This is a genomic window from Macrococcus sp. S115 (genome assembly GCF_030067655.1).
GTDB lineage: Bacteria > Bacillota > Bacilli > Staphylococcales > Staphylococcaceae > Macrococcoides > Macrococcoides psychrotolerans.
The window spans coordinates 469,384-484,950 of record NZ_JASJES010000001.1 but is presented as its reverse complement, the minus strand read 5'-3'; the positions used below and the strand labels follow the sequence as shown (position 1 = coordinate 484,950).

Here is a 15,567-nt window from a genome sequence, read left to right as displayed (position 1 = left end):
CCACTCATGAATACGCTATTAACCGTTTTATTAATTATAGATTGTTTCGTATTAATCACAGTTGTACTTTTACAAGAAGGTAAGAGCAGTGGTTTATCAGGTGCGATCAGCGGCGGTGCTGAGACACTTTTCGGTAAACAAAAACAACGTGGTGTAGAATTAATATTAAATAGAATCACAATTGTTGCATCGGTATTATTATTCTTAATTACTATTGCTATTGGTTACTTTAATATTTAAAACAGGTCCGGACAATCGCGTTCGGGCTTTTTTATTTTAAATCTGTTCGAAAAAACTTACAATAGTAGATGAGGTTATTAAAAGGAGAATGTATTATGAAAATGAGATTACCAGAACCGTTCTTTTTTGAAGAGGGAAAAAGAGCAGTCCTATTATTACATGGGTTTACAGGAAATTCATCAGATGTGAGACAACTTGGAAGATTCCTGCAGAAAAAAGGTTATACAAGTTATGCACCGCACTATGAAGGTCACGGGGTACCCCCGGAAGAACTGCTTGCATCTAGTCCCCACGTATGGTGGAGCCAAGTCCTAGAAGCTTATGATTTCTTAGTTGAAAAAGGGTATAATGAAATTGCAGTAGCAGGACTATCGCTTGGTGGTGTCTTCGCTTTGAAACTGGCGCAATATCGTGATGTGTTAAGTGTAGCTACAATGTGCAGTCCGATGTATATTAAGACAACTGGCAATATGTATGAAGGTGTCCTGGCATATGCACGTGAATTTAAGAAGCGTGAAGGTAAACCTGAAACTCAGATTAATCAGGAAATGGAAAATTTCCATCCGACAGATATGCTTGTAGATTTACAAATGACGATTCAAGATGTCCGAGATACAGTAGATAATGTATACGCACCACTGTTTGTAGCTCAAGGTAGACTAGATACGATGATTAATCCAGATTCAGCGAACATCATCTACAATGAAGCAGGAAGCGATGACAAAGAAATGCATTGGTATGAACAAAGTGGTCACGTTATAACAATAGATAAAGAAAAAGAACAGTTATTTGAAGATTATCATCAGTTTTTAGAACAATTAGACTGGTCAAATTAAAGGAGGAATTATATGCATCTGTATGAACATGAAGTAATTGCATATTTAAAATCATTAAAGGGTAGTGCAGTTACGATAGAAGCAATAGAAGCGCATCTAAATCTTGAGAGTGCAGATGCATTTAAAGATTTAGTTAAAACGCTTGTACATTTAGAACAAACAGGAAAATTGAGTCGCACGAAAAACGATAAGTACTACATTGCATTTGATGGTAGTAAAGCACTCGTAAAAGGAACGCTGAGTCAGCATAAGAAAGGTTTTGCATTCGTAAGAGCAGAGGACGAAACAGTAGATGATGTATTTATTCCACCGAATAAGATTAATCGTGCTATGGATGGAGATACGGTACTCGTGAGCGTATCAAAGGCGCGAGATGGTCGTAATGAAGGTGAAGTAAAGGCAATTGAAAAGCGTGCAATTACTCAAGTTGTCGGTACTTATACTGAAGCGAAACATTTCGGTTTTGTATTACCCGACGACTCAAGAATTACACAAGATATCTTTATTCCAAAAGGTAAAAATTTAGGGGCAGTTGAAGGTCATAAAGTACTCGTAGAACTTACGCAGTATGCTGATGGTACGAATAATCCTGAAGGTATGGTAAAAGCCATTCTTGGTCATAAAAATGATCCAGGCGTTGATATATTATCGATAATTTATCAACACGGGATTAATATTGAATTCAATCCAGCGACGATTGAAGAAGCTAATAATGTACCAGATGAAATCAGTCCCTCAGAAATCACAGGAAGAACGGATTTACGTGACGTTCTGACGATTACAATTGATGGAGCCGATGCAAAAGACTTAGATGATGCAATCAGCGTTGATAAGCTGGATAATGGGAACTACCGTTTAATCGTCTCTATTGCTGATGTCAGCCACTATGTAACAGAAGGATCTAGTCTTGATGCAGATGCATATGAACGTGGCACAAGTGTGTATCTAGTGGACCGCGTAATTCCGATGATACCACATCGACTCAGCAATGGTATTTGTTCACTTAATCCACACGCAGACCGTTTAACATTAAGCTGTGAGATGGAAATCACACCAAATGGACATACTGTAAATCATAAAATCTATGAAAGTGTGATACATTCGGACGAACGTATGACTTATGATGACGTGAATGCAATATTAGAGGATAAGGATGAAGCTTTAATCAATAAATATGCACATATTCATGAACTACTATTACACGCCAAAGATTTAGCAGCGATTCTTAAACGTATGCGCGAAGCACGTGGAGAGATTGATTTCGATTTAAAAGAAGCAAAGATATTAGTAGATGAAGACGGCGTTCCTAGAGAAGTAGTGATAAGAGATAGAGGGCTCGGTGAGCGTTTGATTGAATCCTTTATGCTTGCAGCAAATGAAACAGTTGCAGAACACTTTGCAAAGATGAAAGTACCGTTCATCTATCGCGTACATGAAGAACCGAAAGCGGATCGCCTGAAACGTTTCTTTGAGTTTATTACAAACTTCGGTATATTAGTTAAGGGTGGCACAGAGAATATTCATCCGAAAACGTTGCAGAATATCGGTAACGAAATTCATGGTAAACCTGAAGAACTCGTTATCTCGACACTTATGCTGCGCTCGATGCAACAGGCGAAGTATTCAGAAGAAAACTTAGGTCATTTTGGATTATCAGCTGAATATTATACGCACTTCACATCCCCGATACGACGTTATCCAGATTTAATCGTGCACAGACTGATTCGTAAATATTTGTTCGAGAAATCTATGGACGATAAAGCACAGGATTTCTGGGCAGAAGCATTGATCGAGATTAGTGAGCATACTTCTAAACGAGAACGCCGTGCCATCGATGCCGAACGTGATACAGATGATCTGAAGAAGGCAGAATACATGGTGCAGCATATCGGTGAAGAATTTGACGGGATTATCAGCAGTGTTGCAAACTTCGGTATGTTCGTTGAACTTGAGAATACAATCGAAGGTATGGTTCATAATTCAAACATGACAGACGATTACTATAACTTTGATGAACGTCATATGGCGATGATTGGTGAACGTCACGGTAAAGTATACAGAATCGGTCAGAAAGTGCGCGTAAAAGTTGTGAATGTCAACGTTGATGAACGCATGATTGACTTTGCGATTGTTGGTATGGATATGAAGAAGATTGAAGATAAGATTCGCGAAGTGAAAATTAAAGCGAAAAGGAACACAAAATCATCTGATGAAAAACCGCAAAAAAAAGGACGCGGTAAAGCGCGTGGCACAGAAATGAGTAAGAAGCATAAAAATAAGAAACCGTTCTATAATGCGAAAGCGGTGAAAAATTCAGGACGTAGAAAGAAGAAGTAGAGGTGACGTTATGCCTAAAGGAACCGGAAAAGTATTAGCACAAAATAGAAAAGCGAGTCACGATTATACGATTGAAGAAACGATAGAAGCGGGAATCGAACTTAAAGGAACAGAAATTAAGTCCATTCGACGTGGAAGCGCAAACTTACGTGATTCCTATGCACGCGTGTATAATGGTGAAATGTATGTCTACAATATGCACGTTGCACCTTATGAAGAGGGTAATCGATTTAACCATGATCCACTTAGAACACGCAAGTTACTATTGAAAAGAAAACAGATCGATAAACTGTTTGGACAGACTCGTGAACAAGGCTACACGCTTGTACCACTGAAGCTATATATTAAAAACGGCTACTGCAAGATGCTGATCGGTGTAGCGAAAGGTAAGAAAGACTACGACAAGCGTCATGCCCTAAAAGCAAAAGAAGCGAAACGTGAAATGGACCGTGCAATGAAAGAAAGATATTAGAATAAGTACGACCTGCTTATGTGGCAGGTCGTATTTTGATGTGTGAGATTAAGATGAAGTAGCGATTGCTGCTGAAGATGGCTCATGAATAAAAAACATGAGCCAAGATGAATGTCAAGAGCAGGGTATAGTGCTGAAGATGGCCCATAAATAAAAAACATGGGCCAAGATGAATGCCAAGAGCAGGGTATAGTGCTGAAGATGGCTCATAAATAAAAAACATGGGCCAAGATGAATGCCGAGAGCAGGGTATGGTGCTGAGGATGGCCCATAAATAAAAAACATGGGCCATCTTCAATGCAATCATTTTTCTTGATACTCCCTTATAATTTTGTTATATTAGAAAATGCTAGTTAGAAAATACTAACCACGGGGGCGTTACGGATTCGACAGGGGTCACTTGGGCTGGTATAGCGTGTCGGAGGGTTGTCTTCGTCATCAACACAACAGTTTATAATAACTGGCAAAACAAACAATTTCGCAGTAGCTGCCTAATCGCACTCTGCACCTCTCTCAAGCATCGCCTATGTGCCTGATGTAGAGGTTCAACTTAAGTAGGATACGCTGTACACCTCCGCTTGCGGTCTGTACAGAAGAGATTAATCGAGCTAGCTATTAACCAGGATGTCCGTTTTCAGGTTAATAGCGAAACTTAATAACAGGACTACACACGTAGAAGTATCAGCTGCAGGATCCTTGGACGCGGGTTCGACTCCCGCCGTCTCCATACATTAGCCTATAACACTTGGTGTTATAGGCTATTTATTTTGTGCTATATTGGTTATAGACGAACAAAGGAGGATGTTATGAATAATTTTATGAATGGTCTAGCGGTTATATTGTTTATTGCATTTTTGCTGTCATTTGTTATACCGTCAATCGATGATTATAAGTATTATTTCTTAGGATTGGCAGTATTGTTATCGATATTAACATTATCACAAGAAGTGAAACGATCTGATAAATAGGTGAGTATAAGCAAAGTGGCGCGTGTATAAATTTACGAGCCACCTCGAGACATCACATCATCAACCGAATGCATAAATTAATAACCGTTAATCACGCGGGTTAACGGTTATTTCTTTCGTGTCATGATTAATTGCTATAGCAATCTGGTTACTGTTGTTCGGATTGGTGAAAGCAACAGGTTCTCCATTATTAAATTCAATGATATCAAGAATACTATGACTTTTGTAAATAGGTTTCGTTACTGCGATATAAGATTTATTTTCTACTAATCGAATCGGAATTTTAGTATTATTCGTTAATGACCAGCCTGGTAAATATTTAAGATTGAATGTATTTTTCATAGTATCACCTTTAAGTTAAATTTGTGTTCCGCCATTTAAATTGAGATACAAATTTAAAATGAGGTTATTTTCATATAATAAAGAACAAAGATGTTGTAGAATGGAGAAAACAGCTCGTTTCAAACACATATATACATTTTACCACAGTTTCGGGCTTTCATTTGAGGAGGATTTAAATTGAGTGATAAAGGTTTAGCGATTCCAAAGATTATCGTTACATTATCAGATGTGCAAAATAAGGATAATATTCATGTAAAAGAGGCTGAGGAAAACAGTGCTTTCTTTGATATTATTGAGTACCGTGCAGATTTAAAGGTGATGACACTAGCGGATTATAAAGATGAACTTCTATATATTAGAAGCCGTTTTCCAAATAAGAAGATGTTGTTTACATATCGTATGTTCGATGATAGAGACCGAGCAACGATAGAAGCTGCAGATTATTATGAGATTATTAAGTTTATAATTTTAAATGACCTCTGTGATATTATTGATATTGATTTAATGATTTATGAACAATACATGACAGATTTATTACAGCTCGCGCGTCAGCATCAAATTGAAGTACTGATCAGTCATCATGAATTTCAGTACACACCTCGTATAAAAGATATGCTTGCGATGTACAAGAAGATGATTACACTAGATGCAGATTACTGTAAGCTTGCAGTAATGCCTCATGATGGTAAAGATGTGCTGAATCTAATGGATGCAGTGTATGAAACGAAGCAAGCTTATGATACGAATGTTATTGGTATAGCGATGGGTGAAATCGGTAAGATAACACGACTTGCATGTGGTGTATTTGGTTCGTCAATGACGTTTGGCTATGTAGGTGAACCTGTAGCACCAGGACAGATTCATGTACGTGATCTGCATCATCGGCTTGCACTGTATTAAGTTTACAAATGAACATCCTTTTACTATAATTGATAATAGTTATCAATTAGTGTGAGAGGATGTTTTTTATGGAATTAAAACAGGCAATTAAAGAGAGAAGAAGTATTAAGCAATATGAAGATACGACAGTTGACGACAGCGTGGTTAAGGATTCTATCGAACTCGCGACATATACACCAAACCATGGTATGCGTGAACCGTGGCGTGTAGTATGGGTGAAGAAAGAACGCTTAGCTGATTTTGGACAATTGTTTGCTGATATCGCATTTAAAAACAATGAAGAGAAGTATCAGACGCATATTGAAACAGTTAAAAAGTTAGCTGGAGTACTCGTCATAGTTGGAAAACGCGATCGTCGTCAGAAAGAAAACTTCGAAGATTTACTTGCAGTTGGCGGGTTTATGCAGACACTATCACTCGCTCTATTTGAAAACGGTGTTGGTAGCTGCATAAAAACACAGCCCCCCTATCTAAATCCAAAAATGAACGATGCATTAAATGTTCAAGATGATGAAATAATCTATGGTGTAATTTATTTAACAGCACAAACTGAAGCACCGCACAAGGAGAGAAAGAAAGAAAACTTGATTACGCTATTTTAAAATAAAAACTGCGCATCCAGTTAACCGGACGCGCAGTTTTTTGTTATTTTGTTAAATGTTCTGCTAGAAATGCTTTCACTGATTCAGGTGTTTTGGCGTTCGCTGAATGCAAGTGTGCTAGCTTTTCACTATTCTTAAAAATTAAGATGCTTGGAATACCCATAACGTCGTTTTCATCTGCTGCTTCAGGCACTTGGTCACGATTAATCTTATACCAGTTATAGTTGTGATATTCGTCAACAATTGGATCGATCCAAAAGTCCATACGCGTACAGTCTGGGCACCAATCTGCGAAGAACTTGATAACAACAGGTTCCTCACTTGCAATAATTTCTTTAAACTCTTCGTATTGACTAATTGTTCTCACTTTTATTACTCCTTATATACTTTTCTTATATTATACTTCTTTTTAAGAAGTAAAGAAAAGAAAACGCTTAGTTGTCGTAATCTTACAAAGTTGTTATGATTGAGGTATCACATTCAGGAGGTTACATATGATTAAATTTTATCAGTTACCCAGCTGTACAACCTGTAGAAAAGCAGCAAAATACCTTGCGGATAATGGTGTGAGTTTCGAGCCGATTCACATTGTGGAACATACACCCACTGCAAAAGAGTTTGATACAATTATTAAGAATACTGGTGTTGATGTGGATTTATTATTCAACAGGCTAGGCACAAAGTATAAGGAGCTTGATTTAAAGGAAACATTGCCGGATAAATCGTATGAAGAGAAATTAGAGCTTCTTGCCTCAGATGGAATGCTTGTAAAACGTCCTTTAGCTGTAAATAAGGATAGAATCACTTTAGGATTCAAAGAAGCGGACTATAAACAAACTTGGTTATAAAAAAGATTGAAGATACGCTTACATTATGTCATTATAAAAGTGTTAAGTATTTTATTTATATGGAGGGCTTATAATGTCGAACTTAAAATTTTCAAAAGATCATGAGTGGGTTAAATTAGAAGATAACGTAAAAGTAATCGGAATTACAGACTTTGCACAATCAGAACTAGGGGATATCGTATTCGTTGAACTTCCTGAAGTAGGCGATGAAATTACTACTGGTTCACCATTTGGTAGCGTTGAGTCGGTTAAAACTGTTTCTGAATTATATGCTCCAATCTCAGGCAAAGTTGTTGAAGTTAACTCTGAATTAGAAGATTCTCCTGAATTAGTAAATGAATCTGCTATGGATCAAGCATGGATGATCAAAGTTGAAGCAGATGACAGCGAACTTGATGAATTAATGGATCAAGCGCAATATGATGAAATGATTAATGCATAAATGATATACTTTCCTTGATAATAAATTTATCAAGGATTTTTTAATATGACGAAAAAGGTGATGGAAAATGTCTGTAATTCAGAAGGTCATCGTGGTAGAGGGTAAGCGAGACAAGAAAAGATTACAAGAAGTATTAACGGAACCTGTACATATTATTTGCACGAATGGTACAATGGGTATCGAGAAGTTAGATGCCATGATTGAAGACTTGTATCATCATAAAGTGTATATCATGACCGACAGTGATAAAGCAGGGCGCAAGATCAGAGCGTGGTTTAAGCGTCATTTAAGCGAAGGACATCATATTTATATCGATTCAAAGTATGGTGAGGTGAGTAATTGTCCGCTTGATTACTTAGCGAAAGTTGTCAGTCGTCATGACTTTGAAATTAAAGAACAGTTTGAATGGAAAGGTAAGTCGCAACCTTATGAGTATCAGAACGCATTTGCAATCTAAAGATCTAGAAAGAATACAAGACAATTATATTATTTTTGGCTACACCCCTTTTTGTGGCACATGTAAACTCGCAGAAAAGATGCTGGATATCGTTAACATGTCACTGAAGCTGGATATATTAAAGCTGGATTTGAATTATTATGAATCCCTCAGTACACAGTATAAGATTTCAAGTGTACCTGTATTGCTCATCGTCAAAGACAATGAAGTCGTTGACACGATATTTCGATTTGAGTCTGTTACTTCAATATACGAAATATTATCGAAATCTATTGACGAATAATTCAATCTGCTTTATTATAAAAATCATTAACAAAACAATTTAATAGTTGCTCTTATCAAGAGAGGTGGAGGGATGTGCCCTTTGAAGCCCGGCAACCGTCTGAAAAGAAATGGTGCCAATTCACATAAAGTGTAAACTTTAGAAGATGAGAGAGTCGAATATATCACTATGTCGTCTTTCTTATGTATTTAAGGAAGACGACTTTTTATTTTAGGAGGATGCACGTGATTAAGTTAAATAATGTTGTAAAGACTTTTACAACGAAAAAAGGTGACATCACTGCTGTAGATCGTGTTTCACTGGATATTACGCAAGGTGAAATCTATGGAATCATCGGCTTTAGTGGTGCGGGTAAAAGTACGTTAATCCGTATGTTTAACGGTTTAGAAAAACCGACGTCTGGTGAAGTGGTGGTTGATAATGATATTATCAATCAACTTGATCAGAAAACATTGAATATGAAACGCCAGAAGATCTCGATGATCTTCCAGCACTTTAACTTATTGTGGTCGCGTACAGTGTATGACAATATTGCGCTGCCACTGGAAATTGCAGGTGTTAAGAAATTAGATATCGATGGTAAGGTGAAGTCATTAATCAATCTTGTTGGACTCAATGGTCGAGAAAATGCATATCCTTCCGAACTGTCTGGGGGTCAAAAACAGCGTGTAGGTATCGCGCGTGCACTGAGTAACGATCCGAAAGTACTGTTATGTGACGAAGCAACAAGTGCACTTGACCCTCAGACGACAGATGAAATTCTTGAACTGCTCGTTGATATCAACAAGAAACTGAACTTAACAATCGTGCTGATTACACACGAGATGGAAGTTATCCGTAAAATCTGCCATCGTGTCGCAGTGATGGAACACGGTAAGGTCGTTGAAGAAGGTTCAGTATTAAGTGTATTCAACAATCCACAGACGAACATTACGAAGCGCTTCGTAAAAGATGATATCTCTGACGAAGAACTGGAAGCTTCTATCAAGGAGATTAAAGCAGAGTATCCTGTAGGGACACTGCTTCGACTTAAGTTCATCGGTTCTGCTACAGGACAGCCGATTGTCAGTCAGGTGATACAGAAGTATGGTCTGGATATGAATATTCTGGCAGGTAACGTAAAGCATACACAAGCAGGCTCATTTGGACATTTAATCGTCCATTTAACGTCGGTGAATGGTGATCTTACGAAAATTGCGGATGAACTTAAGCGTCACGGTGTAGAAGTGGAGGTAGAACAAGATGCAAACTAGTTTTTTAGATACGCTTAAAGAGATGCTGAGCTTCAAAAATGTAATTTGGGCAGATGTATGGACAGCAACGGTAGAAACGTTGCAAATGACATTGATTGCAACCTTCTTTACATTTTTCTTCGGGTTGATTATCGGGATTATCTTATTCCTCACATCACGCAGTAACAATAAAGGAGTGCGCATCTTTTATTCCATCACTGCATTTTTAGTGAATTTATTCAGAGCGATACCATTTATCATTTTAATCTTGCTCCTGTTCCCGTTTACTAACTTAATTATGCAGACAATTAGTGGTGTAAAAGGCGCATTGCCGGCACTCATCATCGGAGCTTCACCATTTTATGCGCGACTCGTTGAAATTGCGATGAAAGAAATTGATAAGGGTGTTATTGAAGCGGTGCAGTCAATGGGTGCGAATACCTTTACATTAGTTCGTAAAGTATTGATTCCTGAAAGTTTACCGGCACTTGTGTCTGGTATTACAGTAACAGCAATCGCTTTAGTAGGGTCTACTGCCATTGCCGGGGTTATCGGTGCAGGTGGATTAGGGAACCTAGCTTATTTAGTAGGGTTCACTAGAGCACAGAATGATGTCATCTTAGTTTCGACAGTGTTAATATTACTGCTTGTATTTGCGATACAATTTATCGGTGATATAATCACAAAACGTATTGATAAACGATAATCAGTTCCAATGGAATTTGACTATAAATTAAATAACGGAAAGAGAGTGAATTAAATGAAAAAGTTTATATCATTATTATTTGTAGCTACATTAGTACTTGTACTTGCAGCTTGTGGAGGCAACGAAAAGAAAGCTTCTAAAGAAGACGATAAGACGATTACTGTCGGCGCTTCACCAGCACCGCATGCGGAATTACTTGAACAAGTTAAACCAGTATTAGAAAAAGAAGGCTATACTTTAAAGATTAAGACAATCAATGACTACACAACTCCGAACCGTTTCTTAGATGCAGGTGAGCTTGATGCAAACTTCTTCCAGCATACACCATACTTAGACACTGAGAAGAAAGCAAAAGGATATAAAATTGAATCAGCAGGTAACATCCATATCGAACCGATGGCTATCTACTCAAAGAAATATAAATCATTAAAAGAGCTTCCAGAAAACGCTGAAGTATTTGTATCAAATAACCCAGCTGAAGAAGGGCGTTTCTTATCATTCTTTACTGAAGCTGGATTAATCACATTGAACGATGGCGTAGATCCAGTAAAAGCTACGTTTAAAGATATTAAAGAAAATAAGAAGAACATTAAATTCAACAACAAGCAAAGTGCTGAATTCTTACCGAAATCATATAACAATGGTGAAGGTGATGCAGTGATCATTAACTCTAACTTTGCACTTGAAAATAAACTGAATCCATTAAAAGATTCAATTGCGATTGAAAAGAGTGATTCACCTTACGCAAACTTGATCGCGGTACAAGAAGGACACAAAGGTGATGCTAAAATTAAAGCTTTAGTGAAAGCATTACAATCTAAAGAAACACAAGATTTTATCAATAAAAAATATAATGGTGCTGTAATCCCGGCGAAATAATATTAGAAAAGATGAATGTTCCTATAGGAATATTCATCTTTTTTTATTATTTAATCTCATTTAATTCATATTCGTTCTCAATTACGTTATAATTAAAACTGTGATTTATGTCATAGGCCTTTGACCTTAGATTAAAATTATTATAAACTAGATGAGATGAAAATTTTATATAAATGGAGGACATCAATATGGTATCAGTATTAGAAATTAAAGATTTACACGTTGAGATAGAAGGTAAGGAAATTTTAAAAGGTGTGAACCTGACAATTAAGCAAAATGAAATACATGCAATCATGGGTCCTAACGGTACAGGTAAATCAACTTTATCTGCTGCAATCATGGGTCATCCGAAATATACAGTGACTCAAGGTGAAGTATTACTTGATGGTGAGAACGTATTAGAGATGGAAGTTGACGAACGTGCGCAAGCAGGTCTTTTCTTAGCAATGCAGTATCCATCAGAAATTTCAGGTGTGACAAACGCGGACTTCTTACGTTCAGCAATTAATGCGAAACGTGAGGAAGGTAAGGAAATCAACTTAATGCAATTTATCAAGAAATTAGATAAAAACATGGAGTTCTTAGAAATGGATCTTGATATGGCACAACGTTATTTAAACGAAGGATTCTCTGGTGGGGAAAAGAAACGTAACGAAATTCTTCAGTTAATGATGTTAGAACCTAAATTTGCGATTTTAGATGAAATTGACTCAGGTTTAGATATCGATGCGCTTAAAGTTGTATCAAAAGGAATCAACGAGATGCGCGGAGAAAACTTCGGCTGCTTAATTATCACGCATTACCAACGTCTATTAAACTATATTACTCCAGACCACGTTCACGTAATGATGCAAGGTCGCGTTGTAAAATCAGGTGGAGAAGAACTTGCACAACGTCTTGAAAAAGAAGGATACGACTGGATCAAACAAGAGTTAGATATTCAAGATGAAACTGTAGACGCATAAACCTGATTAAACATATAGGAGGATATATTCATGAGCAATACGATAGATTTTACACAAGAAATATTAACGGATCTTTCAGCAGCACGTAAAGAACCATCATGGATGCAAAATTTACGTCAAGATGCACTTAATAAATTAAATACAATCGAAATGCCAAAGCCAGATAAAACGAAACTGGATAAATGGAATTTCGATGTGCATCATAAAGTAGTAGAAAGCGAAACTTTTACGTCTAAAGAAGCGTTACCTGAATCTGTTAAAGCACTAATCGATTTAGAGAACACGCATAACTTAATTGTTCAACACAACAACACACCTGCATTCATTGAAATTGAGGAGAAACTTCAATCTCAAGGTGTTATCATTACCGATATACAAACAGCGCTTACAGAACACGGTGAACTTGTAGAGCAATATTATATGACAGATGCTGTTAAAGTTGATGAGCATCGTTTAACGGCTCTTCATGCCGCTATGATGAATGGTGGATTATTTATCTATGTGCCACGTAACGTCGTTATTGAACATCCTGTTCAATACATCGTGCTACACGATAATGAAGATGCGAACCTGTTCAACCACGTTATAATCGTAGCTGAAGAAAGTTCAGAAGTAACATACGTTGAAAATTACTTATCTGGTGTTACATCAGCTAAAGGTCACCTTAACATCATTTCAGAAGTTATCGCTAAAGATAATGCGAAAGTAAACTACGGTGCAGTAGACTTCTTGAATAAAGATTTAGTTGGACATGTCATTCGTCGTGGTATTGCAAGTCGTGACGCAGTTATTGACTGGGCACTAGGATTGATGAATGATGGTGATACGATTCATGATAATACGACTTACTTAATGGGAGATGACTCTAAGAGCCACCTTAAAATTGTAGTTGTTGGTCGCGGTTCACAAAAATTAAACTTTACATCACAAATTATTCAGTACGGCAAACGTTCTGAGGGTCATATTTTAAAACATGGTGTAATGAAAGACAGCGCATCATCTATCTTTAACGGTATCGGACACATTAAACACGGTGGAACGAAAGCGGATGCACAACAAGAATCACGTGTATTAATGCTCTCTGAGAAAGCCCGTGGAGATGCAAATCCAATTCTATTAATTGATGAAGATGATGTAACAGCAGGACACGCGGCATCTGTTGGTCGTGTTGATCCGCTGCAACTCTTCTACTTGATGAGTCGAGGTATTTCTAAACAAGAAGCAGAGCGTCTCGTAATTCATGGATTCTTAGCGCCTGTTGTTAATGCATTACCGATTGAAGCAGTTAAGAAACAATTAACAGAAGTAATTGAGTCTAAAGTTACTGGTAAATAAATACGTTTGAAAGGTCTTGATAGTGTGACCAATTTAAATATACAAGCAATTCGTAAAGATTTTCCGATTCTTTCAGAAGTGGTCAATGATAGACCACTCGTTTATCTTGATTCTTCTGCAACGAGTCAGAAACCAAAGAGCGTCATCGATAAAACAGTAGAATATTATACGCATATGAACGCAAACGTTCACCGTGGTGTGCATACACTTGGGACTCGTGCAACGGATGGTTACGAAGGGGCACGTGAGACCGTTCGTAACTTCATCAATGCAAAGTACTTCGAAGAAATTATTTTTACACGTGGGACAACGACAGCGCTCAATCTTGTTGCTCAGAGTTTTGGCGATCGCGTAATCGAAGCTGGTGATGAAATTCTCATTACTGAGATGGAACACCATGCAAACCTAGTACCTTGGCAACAGCTTGCAAAGCGTAAAGATGCAGTACTGAAGTATATTCCACTAAACGAAGACGGTACGATTTCTCTAGATTCCGTTAAAGACGCATTGACAGATAAAACGAAGATTGTATCGATAGCCCATGTTTCTAATGTATTAGGAACAATTAATGATATACAGGCCATCACAGAACTTGTACATGCACAGGGTGCCTATATGGTCGTTGATGGTGCACAGTCTGTTCCCCATATGAAAGTTGATGTCCAGGCGCTTGGATGTGATTTCTTTGCTTTTAGTGGACACAAGATGTGTGGCCCGACAGGAATCGGTGTGTTATATGGTAAGAAAGCATTACTTGATAAGATGGAACCGATAGAATTTGGTGGAGACATGATTGATTTTGTTGGATTACAAGACTCAACATGGACAGAACTACCGACGAAGTTCGAAGCAGGGACACCGCTTATTGCAGAAGCAGTTGGCTTAGCGGAAGCCATTAAATATTTAGAATCTATTGGTTTAGATAACATTCTAGAATATGAACATGAGTTAACAGCTTATGCTTACGAACAGATGTCAACAATCGAAGGACTTGAAATTTATGGCCCGACCGCTGATAAACGTGCAGGTCTTATTACTTTTAATCTTGAAGGCGTGCATCCACATGACTTAGCAACCGCTTTAGATAGTCATGGTATCGCGATCCGTGCGGGACATCACTGTGCTCAACCTCTTATGAAATGGTTAGGTCAGTCATCAACTGCACGTGCAAGTTTCTACATCTATAACACAAAAGAAGAAATCGATCAGCTAGTAACAAGCTTAAAAGAAACGAAGGAGTTTTTCAGTTATGAGTTTTAATAATTTGGATCAGCTATATCGTTCAGTTATTATGGACCATTATAAGAATCCTCGTAACAAAGGAATTATTGAAGATGGTACATTAACGATCGATATGAATAACCCGACTTGTGGGGATAGAATTCGTTTAACTTTAGATGTAGTCGATGATATCGTTAAAGATGTGAAGTTTGAAGGTGAAGGGTGTTCTATCTCAATGTCAAGTGCATCGATGATGACAGAAGCCATTAAAGGGAAATCAGTAAGTGAAGCACTTGGAATGGGAGAAGAATTCTCTAAGATGATGCTTGGAGAAGACTATACATTTGATGAAAGTGCTGGAGACATCGAAGCGCTTTCTGGTGTGGCGAAGTTCCCTGCACGTATTAAATGTGCAACACTTGCCTGGAAAGCATTGGAACGTGGCACGAAAGAAAACAATGATACACATGTCAGTGAAGAAATAGATGAATAAAATAAAAGG

General features: G+C 37.6%; 20 protein-coding genes, 1 other RNA gene and 1 riboswitch. Of the genes, 19 read left to right on the top strand and 2 right to left on the bottom strand.

Going from position 1 to position 15,567, the window contains the following annotated elements:
* Positions 1-6: 6 nt before the first annotated feature.
* The 6 genes from secG to QNJ52_RS02430 all read left to right on the top strand — a co-directional run bounded on the left by secG (position 7) and on the right by QNJ52_RS02430 (position 4,853).
* Positions 7-240: a preprotein translocase subunit SecG gene (gene secG / locus QNJ52_RS02455; protein WP_012656434.1), complete on the top strand. Its 234-nt coding sequence runs from the start codon at positions 7-9 to the stop codon at positions 238-240.
* 95 nt (positions 241-335) lie between these two features.
* Positions 336-1,076, top strand: coding sequence for an alpha/beta hydrolase (locus QNJ52_RS02450; protein WP_283721801.1), 741 nt, complete (start codon positions 336-338; stop codon positions 1,074-1,076).
* 12 nt (positions 1,077-1,088) lie between these two features.
* The gene (gene rnr / locus QNJ52_RS02445; protein WP_283721800.1) at positions 1,089-3,413 is read left to right on the top strand and encodes a ribonuclease R; all 2,325 of its coding nucleotides are present in this window, start codon (positions 1,089-1,091) and stop codon (positions 3,411-3,413) included.
* Positions 3,414-3,423: 10 nt separating this feature from the next.
* Entirely contained in the window at positions 3,424-3,885 is a 462-nt protein-coding gene (gene smpB / locus QNJ52_RS02440) for an SsrA-binding protein SmpB (RefSeq protein ID WP_219494125.1), read from the top strand.
* Between the two features lie 371 nt (positions 3,886-4,256).
* Positions 4,257-4,615, top strand: a transfer-messenger RNA (tmRNA) gene (ssrA, locus tag QNJ52_RS02435).
* A gap of 76 nt (positions 4,616-4,691) precedes the next feature.
* Positions 4,692-4,853 (top strand): hypothetical protein, encoded by a 162-nt coding sequence (locus tag QNJ52_RS02430; protein ID WP_158552752.1) that lies wholly within the window; start codon positions 4,692-4,694, stop codon positions 4,851-4,853.
* Between the two features lie 87 nt (positions 4,854-4,940).
* Here the strand turns inward: QNJ52_RS02430 and QNJ52_RS02425 are convergent, their stop codons facing one another.
* The gene (locus QNJ52_RS02425; protein WP_283721799.1) at positions 4,941-5,195 is read right to left on the bottom strand and encodes a hypothetical protein; all 255 of its coding nucleotides are present in this window, start codon (positions 5,193-5,195) and stop codon (positions 4,941-4,943) included.
* Positions 5,196-5,372: 177 nt separating this feature from the next.
* Here QNJ52_RS02425 and aroD point away from each other — a divergent pair, with 177 nt between their 5' ends.
* A complete protein-coding gene (gene aroD / locus QNJ52_RS02420) occupies positions 5,373-6,095 on the top strand; it encodes a type I 3-dehydroquinate dehydratase (RefSeq protein ID WP_283721798.1) in 723 nt (240 codons plus the stop codon).
* A 68-nt stretch (positions 6,096-6,163) separates the two neighbouring features.
* A complete protein-coding gene (locus QNJ52_RS02415; protein WP_283721797.1) occupies positions 6,164-6,697 on the top strand; it encodes a nitroreductase family protein in 534 nt (177 codons plus the stop codon).
* A gap of 43 nt (positions 6,698-6,740) precedes the next feature.
* On the opposite strand, the gene QNJ52_RS02410 is transcribed toward QNJ52_RS02415, so the two are convergent.
* On the bottom strand, positions 6,741-7,064 hold the full coding sequence (locus QNJ52_RS02410) for a thioredoxin family protein (protein ID WP_012656442.1): 324 nt from the start codon (positions 7,062-7,064) through the stop codon (positions 6,741-6,743).
* Between the two features lie 127 nt (positions 7,065-7,191).
* On the opposite strand from QNJ52_RS02410, the gene QNJ52_RS02405 reads away from it, so the two are divergent.
* From QNJ52_RS02405 to sufU, 11 genes are all read left to right on the top strand, one after another.
* Entirely contained in the window at positions 7,192-7,545 is a 354-nt protein-coding gene (locus QNJ52_RS02405) for a Spx/MgsR family RNA polymerase-binding regulatory protein (protein WP_219494133.1), read from the top strand.
* Between the two features lie 73 nt (positions 7,546-7,618).
* Positions 7,619-7,987 carry a glycine cleavage system protein GcvH gene (gene gcvH, locus QNJ52_RS02400; protein ID WP_219494135.1) on the top strand — a complete coding sequence of 123 codons (369 nt, stop codon included), beginning with the start codon at positions 7,619-7,621 and terminating at the stop codon, positions 7,985-7,987.
* Positions 7,988-8,054: 67 nt separating this feature from the next.
* Positions 8,055-8,444: a toprim domain-containing protein gene (locus QNJ52_RS02395; RefSeq protein ID WP_219494136.1), complete on the top strand. Its 390-nt coding sequence runs from the start codon at positions 8,055-8,057 to the stop codon at positions 8,442-8,444.
* On the top strand, positions 8,416-8,727 hold the full coding sequence (locus QNJ52_RS02390) for a thioredoxin family protein (RefSeq protein WP_099482557.1): 312 nt from the start codon (positions 8,416-8,418) through the stop codon (positions 8,725-8,727). The genes QNJ52_RS02395 and QNJ52_RS02390 overlap by 29 nt, the downstream gene beginning before the upstream one ends.
* Positions 8,728-8,776: 49 nt before the next feature.
* A riboswitch (SAM riboswitch) is annotated at positions 8,777-8,879 on the top strand.
* A 72-nt stretch (positions 8,880-8,951) separates the two neighbouring features.
* Positions 8,952-9,980: a methionine ABC transporter ATP-binding protein gene (locus QNJ52_RS02385; protein ID WP_283721796.1), complete on the top strand. Its 1,029-nt coding sequence runs from the start codon at positions 8,952-8,954 to the stop codon at positions 9,978-9,980.
* The gene (locus QNJ52_RS02380) at positions 9,970-10,665 is read left to right on the top strand and encodes a methionine ABC transporter permease (protein ID WP_120786594.1); all 696 of its coding nucleotides are present in this window, start codon (positions 9,970-9,972) and stop codon (positions 10,663-10,665) included. The genes QNJ52_RS02385 and QNJ52_RS02380 overlap by 11 nt, the downstream gene beginning before the upstream one ends.
* A 54-nt stretch (positions 10,666-10,719) precedes the next feature.
* Positions 10,720-11,544 (top strand): MetQ/NlpA family ABC transporter substrate-binding protein, encoded by an 825-nt coding sequence (locus tag QNJ52_RS02375; RefSeq protein ID WP_283721795.1) that lies wholly within the window; start codon positions 10,720-10,722, stop codon positions 11,542-11,544.
* A gap of 188 nt (positions 11,545-11,732) precedes the next feature.
* Positions 11,733-12,509, top strand: a complete 777-nt coding sequence (sufC, locus tag QNJ52_RS02370) for a Fe-S cluster assembly ATPase SufC (protein ID WP_120786592.1) — start codon at positions 11,733-11,735, stop codon at positions 12,507-12,509.
* A 30-nt stretch (positions 12,510-12,539) separates the two neighbouring features.
* Positions 12,540-13,844 (top strand): Fe-S cluster assembly protein SufD, encoded by a 1,305-nt coding sequence (sufD, locus tag QNJ52_RS02365; protein WP_219494141.1) that lies wholly within the window; start codon positions 12,540-12,542, stop codon positions 13,842-13,844.
* A 24-nt stretch (positions 13,845-13,868) separates the two neighbouring features.
* Positions 13,869-15,104: a cysteine desulfurase gene (locus tag QNJ52_RS02360; RefSeq protein ID WP_283721794.1), complete on the top strand. Its 1,236-nt coding sequence runs from the start codon at positions 13,869-13,871 to the stop codon at positions 15,102-15,104.
* Positions 15,094-15,558 carry a Fe-S cluster assembly sulfur transfer protein SufU gene (sufU, locus tag QNJ52_RS02355; protein ID WP_101140368.1) on the top strand — a complete coding sequence of 155 codons (465 nt, stop codon included), beginning with the start codon at positions 15,094-15,096 and terminating at the stop codon, positions 15,556-15,558. The genes QNJ52_RS02360 and sufU overlap by 11 nt, the downstream gene beginning before the upstream one ends.
* The last annotated feature ends 9 nt before the right edge of the window (positions 15,559-15,567 follow it).